This is a genomic window from Caballeronia novacaledonica (assembly GCF_900258035.1).
GTDB classification, from domain to species: domain Bacteria; phylum Pseudomonadota; class Gammaproteobacteria; order Burkholderiales; family Burkholderiaceae; genus Caballeronia; species Caballeronia novacaledonica.
In genome coordinates this window covers 36680-61027 of sequence record NZ_OGTP01000023.1, presented here as the reverse complement: position 1 = coordinate 61027, position 24348 = coordinate 36680, and the positions used below count along the sequence as shown (strand labels likewise).

24 protein-coding genes are annotated in these 24348 nt (G+C 64.6%); 19 read left to right on the top strand and 5 right to left on the bottom strand.

From position 1 onward, the window contains the following. The first annotated feature begins 6 nt into the window (after nt 1-6). The 11 genes from phnG to NOV72_RS25430 all read left to right on the top strand — a co-directional run bounded on the left by phnG (nt 7) and on the right by NOV72_RS25430 (nt 10861). A complete protein-coding gene (gene phnG / locus NOV72_RS25480) occupies nt 7-483 on the top strand; it encodes a phosphonate C-P lyase system protein PhnG (RefSeq protein ID WP_106857334.1) in 477 nt (158 codons plus the stop codon). Further along, nucleotides 480-1103 carry a phosphonate C-P lyase system protein PhnH gene (gene phnH / locus NOV72_RS25475; RefSeq protein WP_106857333.1) on the top strand — a complete coding sequence of 208 codons (624 nt, stop codon included), beginning with the start codon at nt 480-482 and terminating at the stop codon, nt 1101-1103. The genes phnG and phnH overlap by 4 nt, the downstream gene beginning before the upstream one ends. Beyond that, a complete protein-coding gene (locus NOV72_RS25470; RefSeq protein WP_106857332.1) occupies nt 1103-2203 on the top strand; it encodes a carbon-phosphorus lyase complex subunit in 1101 nt (366 codons plus the stop codon). The genes phnH and NOV72_RS25470 overlap by 1 nt, the downstream gene beginning before the upstream one ends. Beyond that, entirely contained in the window at nt 2200-3054 is an 855-nt protein-coding gene (locus NOV72_RS25465; protein WP_106857331.1) for an alpha-D-ribose 1-methylphosphonate 5-phosphate C-P-lyase PhnJ, read from the top strand. The genes NOV72_RS25470 and NOV72_RS25465 overlap by 4 nt, the downstream gene beginning before the upstream one ends. Next, on the top strand, nt 3051-3821 hold the full coding sequence (gene phnK, locus NOV72_RS25460) for a phosphonate C-P lyase system protein PhnK (RefSeq protein ID WP_106857330.1): 771 nt from the start codon (nt 3051-3053) through the stop codon (nt 3819-3821). The genes NOV72_RS25465 and phnK overlap by 4 nt, the downstream gene beginning before the upstream one ends. A 10-nt stretch (nt 3822-3831) precedes the next feature. Beyond that, complete coding sequence (phnL, locus tag NOV72_RS25455) at nt 3832-4599, top strand: phosphonate C-P lyase system protein PhnL (RefSeq protein ID WP_106857329.1); 768 nt, start codon at nt 3832-3834, stop codon at nt 4597-4599. Further along, on the top strand, nt 4593-5726 hold the full coding sequence (locus NOV72_RS25450; RefSeq protein ID WP_106857328.1) for an alpha-D-ribose 1-methylphosphonate 5-triphosphate diphosphatase: 1134 nt from the start codon (nt 4593-4595) through the stop codon (nt 5724-5726). The genes phnL and NOV72_RS25450 overlap by 7 nt, the downstream gene beginning before the upstream one ends. A 254-nt stretch (nt 5727-5980) precedes the next feature. After that, nucleotides 5981-7345, top strand: a complete 1365-nt coding sequence (locus NOV72_RS25445; protein WP_106857327.1) for an MFS transporter — start codon at nt 5981-5983, stop codon at nt 7343-7345. Between the two features lie 283 nt (nt 7346-7628). Further along, a complete protein-coding gene (locus NOV72_RS25440; protein ID WP_245933151.1) occupies nt 7629-8795 on the top strand; it encodes a hypothetical protein in 1167 nt (388 codons plus the stop codon). A 71-nt stretch (nt 8796-8866) separates the two neighbouring features. After that, nucleotides 8867-10405 carry a methyl-accepting chemotaxis protein gene (locus NOV72_RS25435; RefSeq protein WP_106857325.1) on the top strand — a complete coding sequence of 513 codons (1539 nt, stop codon included), beginning with the start codon at nt 8867-8869 and terminating at the stop codon, nt 10403-10405. A gap of 177 nt (nt 10406-10582) precedes the next feature. Continuing rightward, on the top strand, nt 10583-10861 hold the full coding sequence (locus NOV72_RS25430; protein ID WP_106857324.1) for a hypothetical protein: 279 nt from the start codon (nt 10583-10585) through the stop codon (nt 10859-10861). A gap of 49 nt (nt 10862-10910) precedes the next feature. Here NOV72_RS25430 and NOV72_RS25425 read toward each other — a convergent pair whose 3' ends face one another. Beyond that, complete coding sequence (locus tag NOV72_RS25425) at nt 10911-11345, bottom strand: VOC family protein (RefSeq protein WP_106857323.1); 435 nt, start codon at nt 11343-11345, stop codon at nt 10911-10913. A gap of 112 nt (nt 11346-11457) precedes the next feature. On the opposite strand from NOV72_RS25425, the gene NOV72_RS25420 reads away from it, so the two are divergent. Both NOV72_RS25420 and NOV72_RS25415 read left to right on the top strand, forming a co-directional pair. Beyond that, the gene (locus tag NOV72_RS25420) at nt 11458-12396 is read left to right on the top strand and encodes a LysR family transcriptional regulator (RefSeq protein ID WP_106857322.1); all 939 of its coding nucleotides are present in this window, start codon (nt 11458-11460) and stop codon (nt 12394-12396) included. A 36-nt stretch (nt 12397-12432) separates the two neighbouring features. Next, complete coding sequence (locus NOV72_RS25415; protein WP_106857321.1) at nt 12433-13548, top strand: FUSC family protein; 1116 nt, start codon at nt 12433-12435, stop codon at nt 13546-13548. A gap of 24 nt (nt 13549-13572) precedes the next feature. Here NOV72_RS25415 and NOV72_RS25410 read toward each other — a convergent pair whose 3' ends face one another. Further along, nucleotides 13573-15456 (bottom strand): PAS domain-containing hybrid sensor histidine kinase/response regulator, encoded by a 1884-nt coding sequence (locus tag NOV72_RS25410; RefSeq protein ID WP_106857320.1) that lies wholly within the window; start codon nt 15454-15456, stop codon nt 13573-13575. A gap of 386 nt (nt 15457-15842) precedes the next feature. On the opposite strand from NOV72_RS25410, the gene NOV72_RS25405 reads away from it, so the two are divergent. From NOV72_RS25405 to NOV72_RS25395, 3 genes are all read left to right on the top strand, one after another. After that, nucleotides 15843-17651, top strand: a complete 1809-nt coding sequence (locus NOV72_RS25405) for an alkaline phosphatase D family protein (RefSeq protein WP_106857319.1) — start codon at nt 15843-15845, stop codon at nt 17649-17651. Nucleotides 17652-17829: 178 nt separating this feature from the next. After that, a complete protein-coding gene (locus NOV72_RS25400) occupies nt 17830-18057 on the top strand; it encodes a hypothetical protein (protein WP_106857318.1) in 228 nt (75 codons plus the stop codon). A gap of 220 nt (nt 18058-18277) precedes the next feature. Next, nucleotides 18278-18499 (top strand): hypothetical protein, encoded by a 222-nt coding sequence (locus NOV72_RS25395; protein WP_106857317.1) that lies wholly within the window; start codon nt 18278-18280, stop codon nt 18497-18499. A 5-nt stretch (nt 18500-18504) separates the two neighbouring features. On the opposite strand, the gene NOV72_RS25390 is transcribed toward NOV72_RS25395, so the two are convergent. Beyond that, on the bottom strand, nt 18505-19257 hold the full coding sequence (locus NOV72_RS25390) for an AAA family ATPase (protein ID WP_106857316.1): 753 nt from the start codon (nt 19255-19257) through the stop codon (nt 18505-18507). Between the two features lie 9 nt (nt 19258-19266). Further along, complete coding sequence (locus NOV72_RS25385) at nt 19267-20784, bottom strand: MDR family MFS transporter (protein ID WP_106857376.1); 1518 nt, start codon at nt 20782-20784, stop codon at nt 19267-19269. Nucleotides 20785-21248: 464 nt separating this feature from the next. Between NOV72_RS25385 and NOV72_RS25380 the strand changes: the two genes are divergently transcribed. Next, nucleotides 21249-22598, top strand: a complete 1350-nt coding sequence (locus NOV72_RS25380) for an ATP-binding protein (protein WP_106857315.1) — start codon at nt 21249-21251, stop codon at nt 22596-22598. Between the two features lie 167 nt (nt 22599-22765). Continuing rightward, nucleotides 22766-23449, top strand: coding sequence for a response regulator transcription factor (locus NOV72_RS25375; protein WP_106857375.1), 684 nt, complete (start codon nt 22766-22768; stop codon nt 23447-23449). 24 nt (nt 23450-23473) lie between these two features. On the opposite strand, the gene NOV72_RS25370 is transcribed toward NOV72_RS25375, so the two are convergent. Further along, nucleotides 23474-23668 (bottom strand): DUF3563 family protein, encoded by a 195-nt coding sequence (locus NOV72_RS25370; protein WP_106857314.1) that lies wholly within the window; start codon nt 23666-23668, stop codon nt 23474-23476. A 290-nt stretch (nt 23669-23958) separates the two neighbouring features. Here NOV72_RS25370 and NOV72_RS25365 point away from each other — a divergent pair, with 290 nt between their 5' ends. Further along, nucleotides 23959-24324 carry a hypothetical protein gene (locus tag NOV72_RS25365; protein ID WP_106857313.1) on the top strand — a complete coding sequence of 122 codons (366 nt, stop codon included), beginning with the start codon at nt 23959-23961 and terminating at the stop codon, nt 24322-24324. The last annotated feature ends 24 nt before the right edge of the window (nt 24325-24348 follow it).

The following is a 24348-nucleotide window of genomic DNA, read 5'->3' as shown; positions in this document are numbered from 1 at the left end:
AAAGCGATGAGTAATTCAATGCAGAACGCCTGGGGCCGCCGCGAATGGATGGCGGTGCTCGCACGCACGCCGTGCGATGCGCTGAAACAGGCGCTCGACGCCGCGCTCGAAGGCGCGAAGGCGCCCGAATACGAGTGGCTGCGCGCGCCGGACATCGGGCTCGCGATGGTGCGCGGGCGCATCGGCGGCACGGGCGATGCGTTCAATCTCGGCGAAACCACCGTCACGCGCGCCACGCTGCGGCTGCGTACCGGTGACGGCAGCGCGCCGGTCGGCGTCGCCGTGCACATGGGCCGCGACAAGGAGCGCGCGACGCTCGCCGCGCTCGCCGATGCGCTCCTGCAGATGCCGCGCTACGCCGACAAGTTGCAGACGCAACTAATCGAGCCGCTGGCCGCGCGCATCGCTGAAGAGCGGCGTCGCAAGGAAGCGGAAGCGGCGGCGACCAAGGTCGAATTTTTCACGATGGTGAGAGGCGAATGATGAGAATCGACATGACCCGGCTCGTGCCCGGTTTCAACGACACGGTGCACGACGCGCAGCGCGTGTTCCGCGCGTTGCTCGATGCGCTGTCGCGTCCGGGCAGCATCGTCGCGATCGATGCCGCGCTGCCGAATAATCACGCCATGCGCGATGCGCTCGCGGCACGCGTGCCGCTCGCCGCGTTCGCGTCGCTGCTCGCGCTGACAGATTATTCGACGCCGGTTTTCATCGAACGTGAAGACGACGTGCTCGGCGACGCGCTGCGCTTCCATGCAAGCGCGACCCTGACGCGCGATCGCCGCGCGGCCGCGTTCGCCTATATCGACGATGCGCGCGACATGCCTTCGCTCGATGCGTTCTCGCACGGCGATCCCGAGTCGCCCGAGGATTCGGCCACGTTGTTCATCCGCGTGCCCTCGCTGACCGAAGGCGAGCCGCTCGTGTGGAGCGGTCCCGGCATCGCCGAGACGCGCACGGTCGGCATCGCGGGTCTGTCGCGCGAATTCTGGCGCGAGCGCGCGGCGCTCACCGCGCTCTTTCCCTGCGGCATCGATTGCTACTTCGTCGCGGGCGGCTCGCTCGTCGGCCTGCCGCGCACGACGCACGTGGAGGTGAACTGATGTACGTCGCGGTCAAGGGTGGCGAACGCGCCATCGAACGTTCATGGGACGTGCTCGCGAAGAAGCGCCGCGGCGACGTCGCCGTGCCCGAGCTTTCCGTCGCGCAGATTCGCGAGCAGATGCGTCTTGCCGTCGCGCGCGTGATGACCGAAGGCTCCGTCTACGACGAAGACCTCGCTGCGCTCGCGATCAAGCAGGCGGCGGGCGATCTCGTCGAAGCGATCTTCCTGCTGCGCGCGTATCGCACGACACTGCCGCGCTTCGGCTACACGCTGCCGATCGATACGGAAGCGATGTGCGTCGAGCGCCGCATCTCGGCGGCGTTCAAGGACATTCCCGGCGGCCAGATGCTGGGCGGCACCTACGATTACACACAGCGTCTGCTCGATTTCACCTTGCTCGCCGAAGGCGAACAAGTTAGCGATGCAACTATCGCCGCTAAGTTGCCCGACGAAAGCGCGATGCCGCGCGTGTTGTCGATGCTCGACAAGGAAGGACTGATCGAGCAGGAGCGGGCGCACGAGGATGCTCCGCCGCCGGGCGATCTGTCGCGCGAGCCGCTGTCGTTTCCCGCCGATCGCTCGACGCGCCTGCAAAATCTCGCGCGCGGCGACGAAGGCTTTCTGCTCGCGGTCGGCTATGCGACGCAGCGCGGCTATGCGCACAGCCATCCGTTCGCGGGCGAGATTCGTCACGGTGAAGTGGCGGTCGAGATGGTGATCGAGGAACTCGGCTTTGCGGTCGAGATCGGCCAGATCGACGTGACCGAATGTCAGATGATCAACCAGTTCGCCGGCAGCGGCGACGTGCCGCCGACCTTCACGCAAGGCTATGGTCTCGCCTTCGGCCATTCCGAACGCAAGGCGATGGCGATGGCGCTCGTGGATCGCGCATTGCGTGCGGAGGAACTGGGCGAAACCGTGGGTTCGCCCACGCAGGATCCCGAATTCGTGCTGTATCACAGCGATAACGTCGAAGCGTCCGGTTTCGTGCAACACCTGAAATTGCCGCATTACGTCGATTTTCAATCCGAGCTGGAACTGCTTCGCCGGCTGCGCGCGGCGCATGGCGCGGATGACAACAAGGAGAATGCGGCATGAACGCACTCACCGAAGGCTATAACTTCGCGTATCTCGACGAGCAGACCAAACGCATGATTCGCCGCGCGCTGCTCAAGGCGGTGGCGGTGCCGGGTTATCAGGTGCCGTTCGCGTCGCGCGAAATGCCGCTTCCGTACGGATGGGGCACCGGCGGCTTGCAGGTCACGTCGGCGATCATCGGTGAAAGCGACACGCTGAAGGTCATCGATCAGGGCTCCGATGAAACCACCAACGCGGTGAACATTCGCCGCTTCTTCGCGCGCACCGCGGGCGTGGCGACCACCACGCGCACTGCGGATACAAGCATCGTGCAGACGCGTCACCGTATTCCGGAGACGCCGCTCACGGACAAGCAGATCATCGTTTATCAGGTGCCGATGCCCGAGCCGCTGTTCCGGCTCGAACCGCGCGTGACGGAGTGCAGAAAGCTGCACGCGCTCGCGGACTACGGCCTCATCAACGTGAAATATTATGAGGATATCGTGCAGCACGGCAGCATCGCGACAACCTACGATTATCCGGTGCTCGTGAACGACCGCTATCTGACGTCGCCTTCGCCGATCCCGAAGTTCGACAATCCGAAGATGCACATGAATCCCGCATTGCAGCTTTTCGGCGCGGGCCGCGAACGGCGCATCTACGCGATTCCGCCTTATACGAAGGTGAAAAGCCTGGACTTCGAGGATCATCCGTTCAGCGTGCAGAAGTGGGAGCACGCGTGTGCGCTGTGCGGTTCGCACGAAAGCTTTCTCGACGAAATGATCGTCGACGATCAGGGCACGCGCATGTTCGTCTGCTCCGACAGCGATTACTGCCACAGCCGTCGCGGCGATGAAGAGGTGTCGCAATGAACGCACTGCTGAAAGCGACGCGCCTGACGAAGCGTTATGACGGACGCGGCGGTTGTGTCGATGTCGATCTCGACGTGTATCCGGGCGAAGTGCTGTGCATCGTCGGCGAATCGGGCTCGGGGAAATCGACCTTGCTGAATGCGCTCGCGTTGCGCAGCGAGATCGACGGCGGCGCGCTCACGTACACCACGCGCGAAGGCGAAGCGCTCGATCTCCTGACGCTCGCCGAAGCACGCAAGCGGCTTCTGTCTCGCACCGAATGGGGCTTCGTGCATCAGAACGCACGCGACGGCCTGCGCCGCAACGTATCGGCGGGCGCGAACATCGGCGAGCCGTTGATGGCGATCGGCGCGCGCCACTATGGCCGCCTGCGCGATACGGCCGCCGACTGGATGAGCCGCGTCGAACTGGATGCGGCGCGCATCGACGAATTGCCTTCGGCGTTTTCGGGCGGCATGCAACAGCGCCTGCAGATCGCGCGTAATCTGGTGACGGGTCCGCGCCTCGTGTTCATGGACGAGCCGACCGCCGGCCTCGATGTATCCGTGCAGGCGCGTCTGCTCGATCTGCTGCGCACGTTGACGAGCAAGCTGCATCTGGCCGCCGTGATCGTCACGCACGATATCGGCGTGGCGCGTCTGCTCGCGCATCGGCTGATGGTGATGAAGGACGGGCGCGTCGTCGAGAGCGGTCTCACGGACCAGGTGCTCGACGATCCGCAACATCCTTATACACAGACGCTCGTCGCGTCCGTGCTGCCCGTTTGAGGTGCGAGACATGACCATGAATGCCTTTGTCACGAACGACAAACTGATGCTGCAGGCGCGCGGCATCGAAAAGACCTTCACGCTGCATCAGCAGGGCGGCGTGCGTATCGCGGCGCTGTCGGGGGTTTCGCTCGATGTCGAGCGCGGCGAGTGTGTCGTGCTCGCGGGCGCATCCGGCGCGGGCAAGAGTACGTTTCTGCGCTGTATGTACGGCAACTATCTCGCGACGCGCGGCACCATCGCGATTCGCGACGACAGCCGTGCCGCGCGTCACGTCGTGCTGACCGAAGCCGCGCCGCACGAGATCATCCGCCTGCGCAATACGACGATGGGCTACGTCAGCCAGTTTCTGCGCGCGATTCCGCGTGTGTCGTCGCTCGATCTCGTCGCGGAGCCGCTCGTGTCGCGCGGCGTGGACGAAGACGAGGCGCGCACTCGCGCGAGCGTCCTGCTCGAACGCCTCAATGTGCCGCGACGTCTGTGGACGCTCGCGCCCGCGACGTTCTCGGGCGGCGAGCAGCAGCGCGTGAATATTGCGCGCGGGTTGATCGCGGCGCATCCGCTGCTTCTGCTCGACGAACCCACCGCGTCGCTCGATGCCGAGAACCGCGACGTGGTCGCCGATCTGATCGTCGAGGCGCGCGAGAAAGGCGCGGCGATCGTCGGCATCTTTCATGACGAGGACACGCGCGAGCGCGTCGCGACGCGCATCGTGCGGCTCGCGAGCGTCAACGGCGCATCCGTTCAAACCGATTCCGGAGTGTTGCAGACATGCTGATCAAAAATGCGCGCATCGTGACGCGCGACGAGGAGTTCACGGGCACCGCGCGTGTCGAGGACGGACGCATCGCGGAGATCGCGCCGGGCAATACGGCGGCGCGCGAAGCCGTGGACTGGGACGGCGATTATCTTTTGCCGGGCTTCGTCGAACTGCATACGGACAACATCGAAAAGCATCTCGCGCCGCGTCCGGGCGTGCTGTGGAATCACGAAGCGGCGATCATCGTGCATGACGCGCAGGTGGCGTCCGCCGGCATCACGACCGTGTTCGATGCGCTCGGCGTCGGCTCGCGTCCCGAAGACGGCGTGCGTGGCCGCGAGCTTCAGGTGCAATGCGCGAAGTCGATCGGCAAGTTCGTCGAGCGCGATCTGCTGCGCGCCGATCACTTCCTGCATCTGCGATGCGAAGTGGGCACGACCGATGTCGTCGAAGTCTTCGATTCGCTCTCGTCGCATCCGCTGTTCAGGCTCGCTTCGGTGATGGATCACACGCCCGGCCAACGGCAATGGCAGGACCACGAGAAGTGGCGCAAGTATCAGGAGCGCCACGGCAAGTGGAGCGACGAGCACACGAACCAGATCCTCGCCGAGCTGGCGGATCATCAGGCGCGTTATGCCGCCAAGCATCGCGCGGATATCGTCGGGCGTTGCAAGGGCTTGGGCATCTCGCTCGCGAGTCACGACGACACGCTCGTCGAGCACGTCGAGGAAGCGGCCCGCGACGGCATCGCGCTCGCCGAATTTCCGACGACGTTCGAAGCCGCCCGCGCCGCGCGCGAGCACGGCATCGCGACGATCATGGGCGCGCCGAACGTGGTGCGCGGCGGCTCGCATTCGGGCAACGTGTCGGCGCTCGAACTGGCGCGCGAAGGGCTGCTCGACATCTTGTCGTCGGACTACGTGCCGTCGAGTCTCCTGATCGCCGTGTTCGATCTCGTGAGCAAGGCCGGCTGGTCGCTGCCGCGCGCGGTCGCAACCGTTTCGTGGTCGCCGGCGCATGCGGCCGGCCTGACCGATCGCGGCGCCATCGCCACGGGCCTGCGCGCGGACTTCGTGCGCGTGGCGGCGGTGGACGGCGTGCAGGTTCCGCGCGAGACCTATCGCGCGGGCCGGCGCGTGGCCTGACGCACGGCGCTTCATTCCCTCCCTCCGACAGCCACACGTCAGCGCTTCGTCATACGCGGGTAAGCCCGCGTTGACGAAGCGCAAGCTTCTTAAGTACCCTCGGACGCGTGTTCGCTATTAGAATCGGTGTTCGTCTGTCGAACTTTTTTGCGCCGATGCCCGCGCGACGACAACAAGAACGCTTGCGGGAAGCGGGTTTCAGTTCCGGGATGCGAGCTTGCGAGGCGCGCGCCCATCATTGAAAAGGGAATGAAGTGAGTAGAAGTCCTGCCGTGAACGTACAGACGTTCATCAACGATCATCCGTTTTCGCCGTTTCAGTGGCTCATCTTCGTGATGTGCTTCGTGATCGTGCTGCTGGATGGTTTCGATACCGCCGCGATCGGCTTCATCGCGCCTTCGCTCGTCAACGAATGGCACATCAGCCGGCCGGCGCTCGCGCCCGTTCTGAGCGCGGCGCTGTTCGGTCTCGCCGCCGGCGCGCTGCTGTCCGGGCCGCTCTCGGACAAGCTCGGCCGCCGCGCGATGCTGCTCTCGTCGGTGCTGCTCTTCGGCGTCGCGTGTCTCGCGTCGTCGTTCTCCGCGGACATCACGCAATTGACGACGCTGCGCTTCATCACCGGTCTCGGCCTCGGCGCGGCCATGCCGAACGCCGTCACGATGATGAGCGAGTTCTGCCCCGACAACCGCCGCGCGACGCTCATCAATCTGATGTTCTGCGGCTTTCCGCTCGGCGCGGCATTCGGCGGCTTTCTCGCGGCGTGGATGATCCCGCATTTCGGCTGGCGCAGCGTGCTGATGCTGGGCGGCGTCGCGCCGCTCGTGCTGTCGGTGCTGCTCGTCGCGAAGCTGCCGGAATCGGTGCGCTACATGGTGGCGAAGGCGAAGCCCGTCGAGAAGATTCGCGCGACGCTCGCGCGCATCTCGGCCGACGCCATGCAGGCGGGCTCGTTCTTCATGACCGAAGCCGCGCCCGCCGCGGCAGGGCAGAGCGGCATGAGCGTGGTGCTGTCGCGTTCGTACATCGTCGGCTCGATCATGCTGTGGATCGCGTACTTCATGGGCCTCGTGATCTTCTATGCGTCGATCAACTGGATGCCGATCCTGCTCAAGGAATCCGGGCTGACGCCGCAGAAAGCGACGCTCGTCTCCGCGCTGTTCCCGCTCGGCGGCGTCGGCGCGGTGCTGTGCGGCGTGCTGATGGACAAGTTCAACGCGAACCGCATCATCGCCGCGTGCTATGCGCTCACCGCCGTGAGCGTGTACCTGATCGGCCAGGCGGCGGGCAACGTCGGCATGCTGGTGCTCGTCGTGTTCGTTGCGGGCGTACTGATGAACACCGCGCAATCGTCGATGCCCGCGCTGGCCGCGGCGTTCTATCCGACGCAGGGCCGCGGCACGGGCGTCGCGTGGATGCTCGGCATCGGGCGCTTCGGCGGCATCGCGGGATCGTTTCTCGTCGCCGAACTGACGCGCTTGCACTTCAGCTTCGGCGGCATCTTCGCGACGATCGCGGTGGCGGGGATCGTCTCGGCCATCGCGCTGCTGATCAAGCAGGCCGCGCACCCGCAGACGGCGATGGTGAGCGATCTCAAGTCGACGGAACCGGTCGGCCACTGATTCGACGACACGGCAGTGGCGGCGCCCCGCGTGGCTTTGGCTGCGCGGGGCGTTTTTCCATCTGACGAAGCGCCTACATTTAGGATTTTTCGCTCTGTTGCGCGCGTGTGGCAGCATCGACAATGCCCGGTTTTCCTAGTCGCCGGGCGGCGCGTTCTGCTTCTTGCTGACCGAGTTCGGCTACCAGACGTTTCGCCCGGTTCCGGCGATCCGGGTGTGTCGAATGAAAGTGTTCAGCAAAAACAAACTCCTTGGTTTCTGCAGGTTTTGCATCGTCCTCGTGATGCTGCTGATCTGCGCGGGCAACGTGACCAACAGCGTGTTGCTGAAATACGGCTTCCGCGATACGCAACGTGCCGAGCGCTACGAGGAGACGTTCAGCCTCGTCGGCATGATGAACGGCACGGCGCCGCGACCTTACGTGTACCGCTCGACGCTCGCGAAAGTCGCGAAGCGCGGCGCCGAGGCGATCGCGCCGCCCGTCCGCGACAAGCTCTATCGCTCGATCAGCAAGTACGATTCGCTGCGCCACGCGTACTTCGACGGTGTGCCCGACGCGCTCTGGACGCCCGTCGTCGCGATCACCTATCACCTGATGTACCTCGCGACCGTGCTCGCGACGATCTTCATCCTGTTGATCGTCTATCGGCTCGCGCGATTGCACGACTACCGATTCGGCGCCGCGTTGACCTTCATGGCGGCGTTCAGCTTCGTGTATCCGCTCACGTTCCAGCAAGGCGGCGATTTCTACGACTTTCCGGAAATGCTCGGCGCGTTCGGCGCGATGTACTTCGTGCTCAAACGCCGCATGATTCTCTGCACCGTGTTCGTCGCGCTCGCGTCGTTCAACAAGGAGACCTTCTTTCTCGTGCCGATCGCGCTGTTCTTTCTGCACGACAAGAGCGTGGCGCTGAATCGGCGCGTCGGCTGGCTGTTGTTGCAGCTCGCGTGTTGCGTGATCGGCCGCCAGTACGCGATGAGCGGCTACGCGCACAACGCGGGCGGTTTCGTCGAAGTCCACATCCTCGACAATCTGCGCTTCTGGATCAAGCCGGGCTCGTACTTCAGCTTCTACAATCTCGTCGCGAAGGGCGTGTTCACGCCGAGCCTGCAAAATCTGCTGATCGCGATTCCGCTCTTCGTGTTCTTCCGCGAGGCGTGGAAGTCGGCGCCGCGGCGCTATCGACGCTATTTTCTGGCGGCCGTCGTGCCGCTTCTGCCGCTGTACGCGTGCTTCGGATTCGGCGACGAAGTGCGCGGACTGTCGCTCGCGTTTCCCGCCATCGCCTTGCTGGCGGTCGGTGTCGCGCCGCGCTTTACATCGATTTTCGAGCCGTTGCCCGAGGCGTACCAGCCGCACCGCGTGGCTAAAGATCCCGCACCCCTTGCCGTTAAATTGCACGCAGCTTTCGAAAACGAGACCGCGTCGCACGCCCGCACGCAAACGTAAAACCGCCCGCGATCGGAAGCCGCACAGCGAGCGCCTGCCCCGGCGCTTCCATCGGCTCCTTCAACCAGATCGTGAAAAAACTCTCTTTCAAGACCAAGCTCATGAGCACCGTGGGCTTCGTATGGCTCAGTCTGATTCTTCTGTGCGCGCTCAACGCGATCTCCACGAAACACTCGCTGATGCACAACCGTGAAAGCGCGCTCGCCGAACAGGTTCAATCGGCGACGAGCGTCGTCCGGTTCTATGTGAAGCAGGCGCAAAGCGGCGCGTTGCCCGAAGACGAAGCGAAAAAACTCGCGATCGCCAGTGTGCGCGCGATCCGCTACGGCACGAGCGGCTATCTCGGCATTCTCGATTCGAAGATGTTCCAGGTGCTGAATCCCGTGCGCCCGGACACCGAAAACAAGATCAACGATTTCGTCGATGCCACCGGCAAGCATTTCACCGGCGAAATCGTCAAGCACGGTCTCGACGGCTCGCATGTCACGACGTATCTCTATCCGAAGCCCGGCGAGACCGAGCCCCTGCAAAAGCTCACCTACGGCGACTACGTGCGCGAGTGGGACTGGCACGTCTACACCGGCGCGTATATCGACGATATCGACGCGGCCTTTCACGCGATCGTGCTCAAGTCGCTGCTGCTCGTCGGCGTGATCGGCGTGGCGTTGACGCTCGCGATGACGCTCATCATTCGCGGCGTGCTGAAGAGCATCGGCGGCGATCCGCGCGACGTGTCGATCGTCTGCCAGCGCATCGCGGCGGGCGATCTCGCGCAGTCCGTGCAGATCGAGCCGGGCGACGAGTCGAGCCTCATGCACTCGATGCACACGATGCAGTCGCGCCTCACGCAGACGATCGCGCAGATCAAGCTCGTCGCGGACGGCATCACGGCGGCGTCGCGCGAAATCGCCGACGGTCATCATGATCTTTCTTCGCGCACGGAAGAACAGGCCGCTTCGCTCGCGCAAACGGCGTCGAGCATGGAAGAACTGACCTCGACGGTGCGCCTCAATTCCGACAACGCGGGACAGGCGAGCCAGCTCGCGGCGAGCGCGTCGTCGACGGTCGAAAGCGGCAGCGGCGTCGTGCTCGGCGTCGTCGCGACGATGGACAAGATCGCGGGCAGCTCGGAGAAGATCGTCGACATCATCGGCGTGATCGAGGGCATCGCGTTTCAGACCAACATTCTCGCGTTGAACGCGGCCGTCGAAGCGGCGCGCGCGGGCGAACACGGACGCGGCTTCGCGGTGGTCGCATCGGAAGTGCGCGCGCTCGCGCAGCGTTGCGCGGCGGCGGCGAAGGACGTGAAAACGCTCATCGACGAATCGGTGACGAACGTCACGGCCGGGCAGGATCTCGCGCAGCAATCCGGCGACACGATGAAGCAGATTCTCACGTCCGTCACGCGCGTGAACGACATCATGAACGAGATTTCGTCGGCGTCTTCGCAGCAGACGCAGGGCATCGAGCAGGTCGGCGTCGCGATCACGCAGATGGACGCCGTCACGCAGCAGAACGCGGCGCTCGTCGAGCAGGCGACGGCCGCCGCCGCCGCGCTCGCCGTTCAGGCCGAAGAGCTGAAACGCGCGGTCTCGGTGTTCAAAACCTGAATGTTCGACGAAAGGGCGCGCCTTTCATCGACGAAACTCCGTTTGCGAAACGTCAGACCGTGGCATAGCGCGTGCTGACTCGTAACGTGCGAGCTGGTCGCGGCATGAGCGTCGCGACCGGCAGGCAGAACCCGCCGCAAGCATCGCATTCGCAAACCGCCAACAGGAGTGTCCGATATGAAACGTTTCGCCCTTTCCGCCGCCGCCGGCGCTTTTGCTCTCGTTTGTGCGTCGGCTTTCGCGCAAGATAATCCGCCGAGCTCGAACACGGGCTTGCAGGCCGGCGACAACGCGCAAACGACGACGCAGCACGCGCAGTCGAAATCCCACAAATCCACGCATTCGAGCAAGATGCAAAAGAGCCCGATGAACGCAGGCCCGTCCAACGCGCCGAGCGGCACCGCGACGCCGAGCGGTCCGGGCGCGCCGGTCAGCGCGAGCGGCTCCGGTCAGTAATGCACGACGCCGGGACGCCACGAGGCGTCCCGTTTTTCATCGACACGCGTTACTTCGCGAACAGCGACGACATATCCGCGAACGCCTTGATCTCGACCGCATTGCCCGACGGATCGAGGAAGAACATCGTCGCCTGCTCGCCGACTTCGCCCTTGAAGCGCACATGCGGCTCGATGATGAAGCGCGTGCCCGCGGCGCGCAGCTTGTCGGCGAGTTCTTCCCATTGCGGAATCGACAGCACGACGCCGAAGTGACGCACCGGCACGGCGTCTCCATCGACGGCGCTCGTCGAACCATGCCCGGCTTCCTCGGGCGCGAGGTGCGCGACGATCTGATGTCCGTAGAAATCGAAATCCACCCAGGCATCGGAGCTGCGGCCTTCCGGGCAGCCGAGCAGTTCGCCATAGAACGCGCGCGCGGCGGCGAGGCTGTGAACGGGGAATGCAAGGTGAAACGGCGGCATGGCGTGCTGGGTCGTGCTCATGGCGATGAATCCTTTTTTCGGCGTAGGGAACGAAGACCAGTGTATTGACAAAAGAAAATGTTGAAAAACGATATATTGCGGGGGTCAGCCACAATATTTTCGATGAATCGACATGCTGCGCGAACTTCAGACTTTCATGGCGGTGGCGCGCCACGGCACGTTTGCGGGCGCGGGCGCGCAGATCGGCCTCACGCAATCGGCCGTGAGCGCGCAGATGCAACGCCTCGAAGCGCATCTCGGCGTCGCGCTCTTCGACCGCACCGGCCGCTCCGCGACGCTCAACAAGGCCGGCAGGCGCACGCTGGAACTCGCCGGCGAACTGATCGCGCTGTACGCGCGCCTCGCCGAACCTGAAGGCGAGGACGGGCGCGGCGGCTCGCTGTCGGTGGGCGCGATCGCATCGGCGCATGCGGCGCTGCTGCCCGAAGCGATCGGCGCATTCCGGCGCATGCTGCCCGCGTGGCGCATCCGGCTCGTGCCGGGCGTGTCGCTCAATCTGCTGGCGAGCGTCGATGCCGGCGAGATGGACATGGCCGTCATCATCCGTCCGCCGTTTTCGCTGCCGGCGGAGCTGCAATGGCGCACGCTCGCCGCGGAGCCGTTCGTGCTGCTCGCGCCCGCCGCGAAGAAAGGGGCGGACTGGCGCGAATTAATCGAGTCGGAGCCGTTCATCCGCTACGACCGGCGCTCGTTCGGCGGCCGGCAAGTCGATACGTTTCTGACGAAGCGGCGCATCGCGGTGCGCGATTCGATCGAAGTCGACGAATTGCCGGGCATCGCGCAACTGGTGGCGCGGGACTTGGGCGTGGCGCTCGTGCCGGTGTCCGACGGCATCGGCGCATGGCCGCGCGGCGCGGTCGCGCTCGATCTCGGCGACGCCACGTTTCATCGCGAGATCGGGCTCGTCGAGCGGGCGCGGCGCGTGCGCGCGGACGAGCCGGATGCGGCGGCGCGGCTCGCCGGCTGCATCGTCGAGGCCGCGCGGCATGGCGCGGCGAAAGCGCCCGTCAAACGCGCACGCGGACGGAACGCGGCGCGCGGCATCGCCTAGAATGCGTTGCAGACGCGTTTCCTTCGGTGAATGCCCATGGACGACGAGCAGAATATCGGCGCGAGAACCCGCCTCGCGGACGTTGCACTGACGCTCGGGCGTTACGCGCGGATGGCGCTCGCGTGGCTCGATCGCGTCGATCCGGGCACGCATCGGCGGATCAAGGGCTTGCGGCTCGTCACCGCGTACGGGCTCGCGGCGGCGCTCGGCGCGTTGCAGGACGTGACGCAGAGCGTGCCGCCGGGCGTGTCCGTCGGCACGCTCGCGGGCGGCTTCGCGCTGTGGGCGAGCGTGTCGGAAGCGCGCACGACGCGTTTCGAATCGAGCCGCGACCTCGCCATTTTGTGCATGGCCGCCGCATTCGGCGCGCTGACATTCGCGCTCTTCGGCTCGACGCTGCGCGAGTTCGGGCGCGGCGGCGCCGAGCTGATTCTCGTGACGGGCGCGTTTCTCGCGGGCTATCTGAAGCGTTTCGGGCTGATCGGCGCGGGTATCGGCTCGCAGCTTTATATCGGACAGCTTCTCGCCTATGGGATGGACCTCAGACCCGGCGATTCACCGGCGATTCTGATCGCCTTGCTGATCGGCATGCTCGCGGCCATCGTGCCGCGCGTCCTGAGCGGGCCGGCCGAGCATCCGGCCTTGCTGCCCGCGCTGGCGTCGGAGCCGGCATATGGGCGCCACGCGATCTCGCCCGCATTCGCGATGGGCCTGCAGGCGGCGTGCGGCGCGCTCGTCGTCGTGGCGCTGAATCGCGTGTTCGTGCTGGCGGAATCGGCGTGGGCGATCACGGCTTGTGTGTATGTCGTGGCGACATCGGCGGTCGGAACGGCGGAGCGCGTGCGGCGGCGCATCTACGGGACGCTCGTCGGCGTGCCGATCGGGATCGCGTGTCTGCCGCTTGCGGAGCATTGGCCGCTCGTCGTGTGGACGTTGTCGGCATTCGCGATGATCGCTTATGCGATGGCGTTGCCCGAGCGCTATGACGTCGCGTGCGGGGCGTTCGCGTTCGTGCTCATCGTGACGATGGCCGCGAGCGGCGTGCATTCGGTCGAATTGCTGACTGCGCGGGCTTGGGAGACGCTGCTCGGCGGGGCGCTGGGGTTGATTGCGTCGAGGGTCGTGTTTCCGTTGCGGGTGGTGAGGGCGTAGGTTTTTCTCTCGTTGCCGCAGACCTCACCGCTCCGCCACCTTCTCCAGCAACCGGTCCAGCACTTCGAAATCCACCGGCTTCACCAGATGCGCATCGAACCCGGCTCGCGCCGACCGCTCCTTGTCGCTCTCTTGACCGAAGCCCGTCATCGCGACCACCGTCGCGCGCCCGAGGAGCCGTTGCGAGCGCAGCGTCCGCAGCACCGCGTAGCCGTCCATATCGGGTAACGCCAGATCGAGCAGAATCAACTCCGGCGGAAAATGCCGGATGACATCGAGTCCTTCCTTGCCGTGATACGCGATACGCACGTCATGCCCCTTCATCTGAAGCAGCATCGCGAGGCTGTCGGCTGAATCCTGGTTGTCGTCGATCACCACGATGCGCAGCGTATCGCCGGCGGGCTGCAGCGCATTCTGCGCGAGCACGCGATGCGGCCGCGGCGCGTCGTCGTCGGAGGCGTAGGGCAGGCGCACCGTGAACGTGCTGCCCTGATTCAGGCCGGCGCTCGCCGCGCTGATCGAACCGCCATGCATCTCGACGATAGACCGGCACAGCGTCAGCCCGATGCCGAGCCCCGCCTCGCCGGGATTCAGATAATGATCTTCCTGCACGAAGAGATCGAAGATGGACGTGAGGCCCTTTTGCGAAATTCCACGCCCGCTGTCGATCACTTTCAGCAGCAGCGCGCTCGCCTCGCGCTCGACTTCGACGCTGATCTTGCTCGCGCGCGGCGAGAACTTCGACGCATTGTTCAACAGGTTCTGCACGACCTGCACGAGCCGCGTGCTGTCGCCCATCACATGAACCGGCTCCTGCGGCAGCTTCGCGACGACGCGCTGCGCGCGTTCATCGGTGAAAGGATGCACGAGCTCGATGCTGCGCGAGACGATATCGCTCACGTCCACGCGCGCCATGCGCAGATCGATCTTGCCCGTGGTGATGCGGCCCATGTCCAGCAGATCGTCGACGAGCCGGCCGAGATGCGACGTCTGCCTGTCGATGATGTCGCGGCACGCGGTGATGCGCTGCGGCATGTCCGCTTCCATCTGCATCACGCCGATGGCATTGCGCACCGGCGCGAGCGGATTGCGCAGTTCGTGCGCGAGCGTCGCGAGAAATTCGCTGATGCGCCGCGACGAGACTTCGAGCTGTTCGAGGCGCTTGCGCTCGCTCATGTCGCGCGTGACTTTCGCGAAGCCGCGCAGCACGCGATGCTCGTCGTACACCGCCGTGATGACGACGTTCGCCCAAAAGAGCGAGCCGTCCTTGCGCACGCGCCAGCCTTCGTTTTCCACGCGGCCCGTGCGGATCGCGGTCTGAAGCTCGATCTCGGGAACGTTGGCGGCGAGGTCTTCGGGGCAATAGAACGTCGAAAAGTGCTTGCCCAGAATGTCCGACGGCTGATACCCCTTGATGCGCATCGCGCCCGTGTTCCAGCTCGCGATATGGCCGCCCGGATCGAGCATGAAGATCGCGTAGTCGCTCACGCTTTCCACGAGCAAGCGGAAGCGCTCTTCCGACAGGCGCAGCTTCTCTTCCTCCGCGCGCTTCGCGGTGAGATCGCGCGTGCATTTCGCGTAGCCGATGATCTCGCCATTCGTATTGCGCGCGGCAGTAATGACGACGTTCGCCCAGAACAGCGTGCCGTCCTTGCGCACGCGCCAGCCTTCGTCTTCGAAGCGGCCGGTCGCATACGCCTGCTTCAGCTCGTATTCGGGCCAGCCGCGCGCCACCGATTCCGCCGTATAGAAGCGCGACAGATGCTGGCCGATGATCTCGTGCGCCTCGTAACCCTTGATCTTGCGCGCGCCCTTGTTCCAGCTCGTGATGCGGCCTTTGAGGTCGAGCATGAAAATCGCGCAGTCTTCGATCGCGTCGACGAGCGCGTGATATTGCGCGTCGCTCATCGCGTGGTCGCTCGACGCCGGGCCTGCGACGCCGAACTGGGGGACGGCTGATCTCGATCTGGTCATGGTTAAGGTCGTCAGCGCAGCGGTGAAATGGTGGATCGCCTTTTTAGTGTAGCCGTCGTCCGTGGGTGGACGTGGCTTGGACAACGCCGCTCGCCATAGTTTACCCGCTCGCCGCGCCGCGCACCGGCGCCTTTGTAAAAAGCGGATCGCCACGCCATGCTGTCACGCAAACGTCCCTTGACAGTGCGGGGCGTGATTTATAGCGTTAAGCATTTCATTTCCGAAGAGAGCCTCGCTTATCCGTCGGATGGACCGCTCGACGCATCCAGCGAACTCCCGTCTGTCGTGCACCGCATCGACGTCTGCAAACGGAGGCTCTCATGGACCGTCGCCGCTTTCTCTCGCTGTCCTCGTTCTATACCGTCGCGGCCGCCGCCGGCTCGCTCGCCGCCTGCCATTCCGGCGATCACGACGACGACAATCCCGGAAGCGTCGGTTCGACGCCGCCTCCGCCGGCGGGCGCATTCGCGTTCCCGCAAGGCGTCGCGAGCGGCGATCCGCGTGACGTCTCCGCCGTATTCTGGACCCGTTGCGTCGCGAACGGCAGCAATGCGGCGACGCCGGCGACGCCCGTCGCGCTGACGTTGCAGGTGTCCGCGCAGCAGAACTTCGCGCAGCTCGTCGCCAGCGTGCCGTTGAGCGCCGTGCCGGATTACGACTTCACGGTGCGTATCAAAGTCACGGGGCTCGCCGCGAAGACGACGTATTACTACCGCTTCGTCGCGGGCAGCGACGTCAGCGTGACGGGCACGACGCGCACCGCGGCCGCGGCGGCCGAAGCGATTCCGCAACTGCGCTTCGCGTGGTTCGTGTGCCAGAACTGGAGCGCGAATCACTGGCAGGCGATGTCGCTGCTCGCCGCCGAAACCGATCTCGACTTCGTCGTGCATCTGGGCGATTACATCTACGAGGCGGGCTTCGCCGCGCAGCCCGGCACCGTGGAGCCCGCGCATCCGACCATCACGCTGCCGAGCGGCGGTTCCTATGCGAACACGGTCGATGACTACCGCACGCTGTATCGCACGTATCGGGGCGACGCGCGCCTGCAGAACGTGCACGCGCGCTTTCCCATCATCGCGATCTGGGACGATCACGAGTTCTCCGACGACTGCTGGCAGGATCATCAGACCTATACGAACGCGAACCTTCAGCAGACCGCGCGCCGGCGCAACGCGAATCAGGCGTGGGCGGAGTATCTGCCGGTCGATTGGGGCGACGTGTCGTTCGATCTGAACAACCCGGCCTACGACAACATCCGCATCTATCGCGACTTCCACTTCGGCTCGCTGATGCATCTCGTGATGACCGACGAGCGGCTCTATCGCGACGATCACGTCGTCAGCGAAGCGGCGATCGCGCAGGCGCTCGGGCACGATCCGGTCAATGGCAACGATCTCGTCGGCTCGCGTTATTTCGTGCCGCAGCAAGTGCTCGCGCAGTTCGAAGCCGCCGATACGCAACGCCTCGGACGCGTGCCGTCGATCTTCGGTCCCACGCAGACGCAATGGTGGAAGGACACGCTGAAGGCTTCGACGTCGATATGGAAGGTCTGGGGCAACGAAGTGATGATGAACCGCTTGTGGCTCGATCTTTCGTCGATCGCGCCGGCGCCCGACAACGTCGTGTTCGTGCTCGACTGCGATGCGTGGGATGGCTATCCGTCGCACAAGGCGGATCTGCTGTCGTTCGTGAAGACGCAGAACATCACGAATCTCGTCGCGATCACGGGCGATCTGCACGCGTTCCAGGCGGGCATCGTGCGCGATGTGCCCGATCCCGCGACGGGCACGCCCGTGATGATCGATCTGATGTCGGCGGGCATCAGCAGCCAGCCTTTCTTCGAAGACGTGAAGACGTATGCGGCGGGCATGCCGCTCGCGTCGCTCATCAGTTCTTCCGCGCTGCTCGACAGCTTCATCCGCCAGAACAATCCGGACATGCAGTATGCGGATCACGACGGCATCGGCTATGCATCGGCGACGGTCACGCCCACGCAGTTCGTCGCGATCTTCAACAAGATGAAGTTCCTCAACGCCGACGGCACCGCGCCGCAAAGCCCGCTGCAAAAGCGCACGCGGCTGACGATCAATGCGGGTGCGGTATCCGTCGCTGTCGAGGACAACGTGTGATGCATGACACGCTCCATACATGAGCGACGCGCCCATCCATTTTTATCCGTGCTTTTGAGGGGATTTCAACGCCGGTCCGCGCCAGTAGACTGCGTGCACATTTCAGAAGGTCGGTTGCTGGCAGGCAGTGCAATGAGGCCGATTGAAGTGACTATGTGAAACCCTCAGGAGCACTATCATGACCGGCACTCTCAAAGGCATCATCATCGTCGCGGCGCTCGCGGGCGCTTCCTACGCAATGGCGAGCGGCTACGGCCCCGCGCCGTACTATTCGCCGATGGAAGGCGCGCCCATGTCGCAACAAGGCATGAACACGCAGACCATCGCGCAGGACGCGCAGCAAAGCAACGATGCGAGCGTCGACAAATCGAAGCAGGAAAGCCCGCTCATGCAGGCGCAGGACTGAGCGTGCCTGCATGACTTCGCGTCCCGCCGGCCGCCCCGGCGGGACGCGTTCGTCGAAAGATGCGTTGATGCGCGACACCTGTTGTGAGCCGTGCTTTTGGGGGGATTTCAAGTCGGGCGCGCGCCAGTAGACTGCGTGCACATTTCAGAAGGTCGAGCCTGTGGCAGGCAGTGCGATGAGGCCCATGAAGTGAACCTTGAAAATCTTCAGGAGCACTACCATGACAGGAAAACTCGTCGGCATCGTTCTCGTTGCGGCGCTGATCGCCGGATGCTATGCGCTCATGCATAGCCACGGTCCCATGACGTACTACATGGACGACAACGCGCTGCTGTCGCGCTATCTCGCCGATACGGAAACGCTCGCAAGCGATAGCCAGCCCGCCAGCGCGAGCGTCGCGACCGTGAAGCACGAAAGCCCGCTGCTCCAGTCGCAGGACTGAGAACGTCAGCGCCCGCCGAGCAGCGTGCGCAACATGCGTTCGGGATTCGCGAGAAACGCCCGCGTCACCTTGAAGTGCTCGGTCTCTTCGTAGGCGACGCGCTCGATGCCGTCCGCGGTGAACTGATAGATCCACGCGTCGGGGTAGGCCATGAGAATCGGCGAATGCGTGGCGATGATGAACTGCGAATCGTCGTTGACGAGATCGTGAATGCGCGCGAGCGCCGCGAGCTGGCGTTGCGGAGACAGCGCCGCCTCGGGTTCGTCGAGCAGATAGAGCCCTTGCCCGCCGAAGCGCTCCATCAGCAACGCGAGGAACGACTCGCCGTGAGATTGCTCGTGCAGCGACTTGCCGCCATACGACGCGATGACCGGCGGCCCGAAGCCGGGTTCGCCGTCGAGCTGTTCGATTTCCGTCGCGACGTTGAAGAAGCTTTCCGCGCGCAGAAAGAAGCCGTCGCGCGGCCGTTTGAATCCTTTCGCGATGCGCAGATATTCATGCAGCGGCGAATGCGACGCGCGCGTGCCGAAGCGAAAATTCTTCGTTCCGCCTTCGGGATTGAAGCCCATCGAGACGGCGATCGCTTCGAGCAGCGTCGACTTGCCCGAGCCGTTTTCGCCGACGAGAAACGTGACCTTCGAATGAGGCTCCAGCGTATCGAGCGCGCGCACGGCGGGCAGCGAGAACGGATAGACGTCGAAGGACGGCGCCTTGTCGCGCATCAGCGTGATGCGGCTGATGTACTGGGTCGAAAGCATCCCGCGCGCTCAGTGGAACGCCTGATTCGCGGCGTTTTTGGCGTCGGCCGCGCCGACTTTCTCGACCGTTTCCTTCGCGCGTCCGATCTCGATCTTCGGCATGAACATCATCGCGACGACGGTGCCGAGCGCGATCACGAACATCGCCGCGAAAGTCATATGCAGCGAGTGATGCAGCACGAGGCGGATCTCGCTGTTGGTCGCGAAGTCGCCGGGCACGGACGAGAGCAGTTGCTTCAACTGATCCGCGTGCACGGGCGGCAGGCCGTCCGTGTGCGTGAGGCCGTAGTTCTGCACCGCGCCGAACACGGCCGCGCCGAGCGTGTTGCCGAGATTGCGCGAAAAAAGGTTCGACGCGGTCGCGCTGCCACGCTCGTGCGGCTGCACGATTTCCTGAATCAGGATGAGACACGACACGCTCGTGATGCCCATGCCGAAGCCCAGCACCGCCGAGCCGACGCCCGCCCAGACCGGGCTCGATTGCGGGCCGAGCAGCACGAACGGCAACGCGCCGAGCGGAATGAACACGGGGCCGATCATCAAAAGACGCCGCAGCCCGATGCGGCTGAACGAACGCGACGTGAAGGTCGCGCCGCTCGGCCAGCCGATCATCATCATCGTGAGCGCGAGGCCCGCTTGCACCGGCGTGCGATGCATCACGCCCTGCACGTACATCGGCAGGAACGTGGTGAGGCCCATCATCGCCATGCCGGCGAGCAATGTGGCGACGTTGCTCGCCGCGATCGGCCGATGCGACCACAGGCCGAACGAGATCATCGGATCGGCGGCGCGGCGTTCCTGAACCACGAAGCACACGATGGCGAGCACCAGCACGACGATCTCCGTGCCGACGCGCGCATTGCTCGCGTGGCCGGCGTCGGTGAGCGTCATCATCAGCGCGGCGACGGCGGCGGTGAAGAAGAACGCGCCCGCGAGGTCGATCGCCGGACGGTCGTGGCGCTTTTCCTCGTGCAGGAAGAGCGTGAAGAGCAGCGCGGCCAGAATGCCGATCGGCACGTTGATCCAGAAGATCCACGCCCACGAAAACTGGCGGATCAGAAGGCCGCCGACCATCGGCCCGAGCACGGCGGACACGGCCCACACGCTCGCGAGATAGCCCTGCACCTTGCCGCGCTCGCGCGCCGGATAGAGATCGCCGACGACCGTCAGCGCAACCGGCAGGATCGCGCCCGCGCCGACGCCCTGGATCAGCCGGAACACGATCATCGCGGGCATCGACCACGCGAAGCCCGCGAGCACCGAGCCGATCAGAAAGATCGCGATGCCCGCGAGGATCGCCGGCTTGCGGCCGTACAGGTCCGCGAGCTTGCCGAAGACCACGGTGAGCGCCGTCTGCGTGAGCAGGAACGACGAGAACACCCAACTGTAAAGATTGAGGCCGCCGAGCTGCGTCGCGATTTGCGGCATCGCGGTCGAGACGATGGTGGCTTCGATCGCGACCATGGCCATCGAGGCCATGACCGCTGCAATGACGAGGGGACGGGCGGTTTTTCTGGTCTGTGACATGCGTTGATGGATGGCATATCGCTCGCCGCGCGATCCGGAAGTCGATGCGCGCAAGCGGGCCATGCTCGATAAATGGAGATGCGGCGGCGACGCGCGGCTTGCGGAATCCTTGCAGCCGAAGCAATGTCGCCGATGAAGAAGCGCCGGATGCAATGTTATCCCGCCACGGCAAACGCTGCTCGGCGCAACGCGCCGCGCGCTCATTCAACGCTAATTCTTCGCGCTTACGCTTCTTCACGTGGACGGGCGGCGCGCTTCCCCGAGCAACCTGCGGCCCGTTACACGTTTCTCGAAGTCTCCTCAGCTCTGGCGTCGGCCGTGACCGGACCGACGCTTTTTTTTCCACGCGCTTACGCGTATCTGCCACGCACATGTCGTCTTTCAGACCGAAATCTCCGGGAATGTCGCCTAAAATCGAACGGATTGATGAATCGCCCCGTTCCTTTCCGAAGCGGCGGACCCGAATGGTCAAATCATTGAAGAATCAGCTTGTCATCGCACTCGGGTTGCTCGTGAGCGTGATCGGCGTCGTGCAGGGCGTGAGTTCGTATCAGTTGAGCAAGACCGGCATGAGCGCGCTGCTCGACATGCGGCTCGAACAGGTGGCGGCCCGTCTGCGCGAAGGGCTCGCCGAGAGCCTGCCGAAAAATCCCTCGCGCGGCACGCAAGACGAGCGCGACGTGGTCGCCGTCGTGTGGAAGCCCGGCCAGGATGTGCCGTTTCGCACCACCGACCCGTCGCTGCACTTTCCGCGCGACGCGCAGCCGGGTTTCTCCCAAGTCGATGTCAACGACGAGGACTGGCGCATCTTCACGCGTCAGGAGCCGACCATGACGATTCAGGTCGCACAACGTTCGTCCGTGCGCCGCGAGATCACGCAGGAAGCCGCGACCCAAACGCTCTGGCCGATCGCCGTGTTGCTGCCGCTCGTGTGGATCGCGGTCGCGCTGGTCGTGCGGCGCTCGCTGCGTCAGTTGAACGAACTCGGCGCGGAGGCGCAGGCCATCGACATGAGTCATCTGCAGCCGCTCTCGACCGTCGGCGTGCCCACGGAGATCGAGCCCTTCATCCATTCGATCAACACGATGATCGAGCGTCTCGCGACATCGATCGAGAAGGAGCGCAAGTTCATCGCCGACGCGGCGCACGAACTGCGCACGCCGCTGACCGCGCTTCAGCTTCAGGCGGATAACCTCGCGCCGCATATCGTCGCCGGCAATCAGGAGCGCTTTCAGGAACTGCGCAAGGGCATCGCGCGCAGCGGCAAGCTCATCGCGCAGTTGTTGCGGCTCGCACGCGCCGATGCGCCCGTGAACGGCGCGCCGCTGGCGCGCGTGGACCTGTCGGAAGTGGTGACGAATGCCGTCGCCGATGTGCTGCCGATCGCGATTTCGCGCGGCATGGACATCGGCGCGGAGGAAATGGTGAATGCGCACGTGCGCGCCGTGGAGACGGACATCGGCATGGCGGTGAAGAATCTCGTGTCGAACGCGGTGCGCTATACGGCGGATGGCGGCACCATCGACTTGCGCATGCGGCGCGACGGCGAAATGGTCTGGGTCGATGTGATCGACAACGGACCGGGCATCGACGAAGCGCTGCTGCCGCGCGTGTTCGACCGCTTCTTCCGCGCGAATCCGGACGTGGAGGGCAGCGGGCTCGGATTGTCGATCGTGAAGGCGATCGCCGCGCGCTACGGCGGCGACGTCACGCTGAAAAACCGCAGTGACGGGCACTCGGGCATCGTCGCTTCGATCAGCTTTCCTGCCGAGGAAGTCACGGAAGACGCGGTCGCGCCCGCGTTGAACACATAGGGATTTGCGCGCGCTTTTACGCCGATTACAATGCATTCGCTGCGTGGCGCGAAGCGATCATCGGCGGTCAATACAATATTCAAAACGACCGGTCGTACGTTTTCATCTCCTTCGGGCCGCATTCCGGGCGCGTGGCGCGCGCCATTCTCGCGAGACGCGGGTGGAACATGCGAATTCTCCTGATCGAAGACGACGTGCAGATCGGCACGAGCCTCATGCGGGCGCTCAAGGACGCCGACTATGCCGTCGATTGGGTCCGCGACGGCAACGCGGGCCGCGAAGCGCTCGACGCCGCCGAATACACCGTGGTGCTGCTCGATCTCGGTTTGCCGGGCATGACCGGAATCGAGTTGTTGCGGCAGGCGCGCACGTCCGGCAACGCGACGCCGGTGCTGATCCTCACCGCGCGCGACGATGTCGACACCCGCGTTCAGGGCCTCGATCTCGGCGCCGACGACTACCTGCTCAAGCCCTTCAACATGCCCGAACTGCTCGCGCGCATCCGCGCGGTGCTGCGGCGCAAGGCGGGCTATGCGGTCTCGCGTCTCGGCGACGACTCGATCTGCCTCAATCTCGATCAGCGCACGCTCACGTGCGGCGAGAATTCCGGCGTGCTCTCCGCACGCGAATTCGCGCTGATGCACGCGCTGCTCGAACGCCCGGGCACGATCTTCTCGCGCGATCAACTGGAAGACCGTCTTTATGGATGGGGCAAGGAAGTCGAAAGCAACGCGGTCGACGTGCTGATCCATTCGGTGCGCAAGAAATTCGGCGCCGGCGTGATCCGCAACGTGCGCGGCCTCGGCTGGACCGTGATGCTCGGGCAGGCCGGCCGTGAGGAGCCGAAGTAGCGCACGACGCATGGGCCGCGCGGCTCATGGCTGGTCGTGATGCCGCCCGAGCGCGCCGCAGAAATGCATGCTGTAGTCGTGGTCCTGCGTTTCGACCTGACGCATGCGGCGTTCGAGATCGGCGAGATCGCTCGACGATGCGAGATAGGTTTCGCGAGCCTCGTCCGACGTGCGGATCGAGAAGAAGTGGTCGATGGACTGCGAAAGGCGTTCGAACATGATGTGCTCCCGTCGTTTAAATGAGGCCGGTATGGGTGGCCGACGAAAGCAGGTTATGCCCGGCAAATTAGAGAAAAATGAGCGCCGTGGAGCGCCTTCGCCGCGCGCGTTCGAGCTCTTCGCATGCCGAAGCGTTCGCCAACGCACCGTGAACCGGATCGCACTGCGGGCAGGGATCGCCGCGTCGCACCATCCCGTGCTATCGTGCTTTTATAGGGGTGACGTGCGCGTTTGCAGATGAAACGCCGTGCGTGATTCGCGTTCGTCGATCGTCTCTCGTGAAGGCCGCCATGAACGATGTCTCTCGTATCCTCAGTGCCCGCGACCGCGTCGAGTTGCTCTGCTGGCTCACGTGCGGCAGTCTCGGCGCGTATTACCTGAATGGCGACTGGCCGGCGGCCTCGTTTCACGTGCAGGCCGCGCACAAATGGCTCGACCGGCATCAGCGGCTCGCGGACTGGCTCACGGTCGCGAAGCTCGCCGCCATCGCACGCGACATCGCCACGCAGCATTGCGCGATGCTCGAAGCGGACTGGGCGCGCGCCGCCGTCGAGGAAATTCTCGACAGCGAAGACCTCAACTATCAATCGGATGTCGTGCGGCAGGTTTTCGACGATTGCCGCCGCGCACTGGCGGAAAAGCGCACGCCGGAATGACGCGCCGCTCGCCCGCGCGGACAG

Coding starts and splice junctions, on each gene's coding strand:
- phnG (WP_106857334.1), top strand. CDS start 7: ATGAGTAATTCAATGCAGAACGCCTGGGGCCGCCGCGAATGGATGGCG.
- phnH (WP_106857333.1), top strand. CDS start 480: ATGATGAGAATCGACATGACCCGGCTCGTGCCCGGTTTCAACGACACG.
- NOV72_RS25470 (WP_106857332.1), top strand. CDS start 1,103: ATGTACGTCGCGGTCAAGGGTGGCGAACGCGCCATCGAACGTTCATGG.
- NOV72_RS25465 (WP_106857331.1), top strand. CDS start 2,200: ATGAACGCACTCACCGAAGGCTATAACTTCGCGTATCTCGACGAGCAG.
- phnK (WP_106857330.1), top strand. CDS start 3,051: ATGAACGCACTGCTGAAAGCGACGCGCCTGACGAAGCGTTATGACGGA.
- phnL (WP_106857329.1), top strand. CDS start 3,832: ATGACCATGAATGCCTTTGTCACGAACGACAAACTGATGCTGCAGGCG.
- NOV72_RS25450 (WP_106857328.1), top strand. CDS start 4,593: ATGCTGATCAAAAATGCGCGCATCGTGACGCGCGACGAGGAGTTCACG.
- NOV72_RS25440 (WP_245933151.1), top strand. CDS start 7,629: ATGCTGCTGATCTGCGCGGGCAACGTGACCAACAGCGTGTTGCTGAAA.
- NOV72_RS25430 (WP_106857324.1), top strand. CDS start 10,583: ATGAAACGTTTCGCCCTTTCCGCCGCCGCCGGCGCTTTTGCTCTCGTT.
- NOV72_RS25425 (WP_106857323.1), bottom strand. CDS start 11,345: ATGAGCACGACCCAGCACGCCATGCCGCCGTTTCACCTTGCATTCCCC.
- NOV72_RS25420 (WP_106857322.1), top strand. CDS start 11,458: ATGCTGCGCGAACTTCAGACTTTCATGGCGGTGGCGCGCCACGGCACG.
- NOV72_RS25415 (WP_106857321.1), top strand. CDS start 12,433: ATGGACGACGAGCAGAATATCGGCGCGAGAACCCGCCTCGCGGACGTT.
- NOV72_RS25410 (WP_106857320.1), bottom strand. CDS start 15,456: ATGAGCGACGCGCAATATCACGCGCTCGTCGACGCGATCGAAGACTGC.
- NOV72_RS25405 (WP_106857319.1), top strand. CDS start 15,843: ATGGACCGTCGCCGCTTTCTCTCGCTGTCCTCGTTCTATACCGTCGCG.
- NOV72_RS25400 (WP_106857318.1), top strand. CDS start 17,830: ATGACCGGCACTCTCAAAGGCATCATCATCGTCGCGGCGCTCGCGGGC.
- NOV72_RS25395 (WP_106857317.1), top strand. CDS start 18,278: ATGACAGGAAAACTCGTCGGCATCGTTCTCGTTGCGGCGCTGATCGCC.
- NOV72_RS25390 (WP_106857316.1), bottom strand. CDS start 19,257: ATGCTTTCGACCCAGTACATCAGCCGCATCACGCTGATGCGCGACAAG.
- NOV72_RS25385 (WP_106857376.1), bottom strand. CDS start 20,784: ATGTCACAGACCAGAAAAACCGCCCGTCCCCTCGTCATTGCAGCGGTC.
- NOV72_RS25380 (WP_106857315.1), top strand. CDS start 21,249: ATGGTCAAATCATTGAAGAATCAGCTTGTCATCGCACTCGGGTTGCTC.
- NOV72_RS25375 (WP_106857375.1), top strand. CDS start 22,766: ATGCGAATTCTCCTGATCGAAGACGACGTGCAGATCGGCACGAGCCTC.
- NOV72_RS25370 (WP_106857314.1), bottom strand. CDS start 23,668: ATGTTCGAACGCCTTTCGCAGTCCATCGACCACTTCTTCTCGATCCGC.
- NOV72_RS25365 (WP_106857313.1), top strand. CDS start 23,959: ATGAACGATGTCTCTCGTATCCTCAGTGCCCGCGACCGCGTCGAGTTG.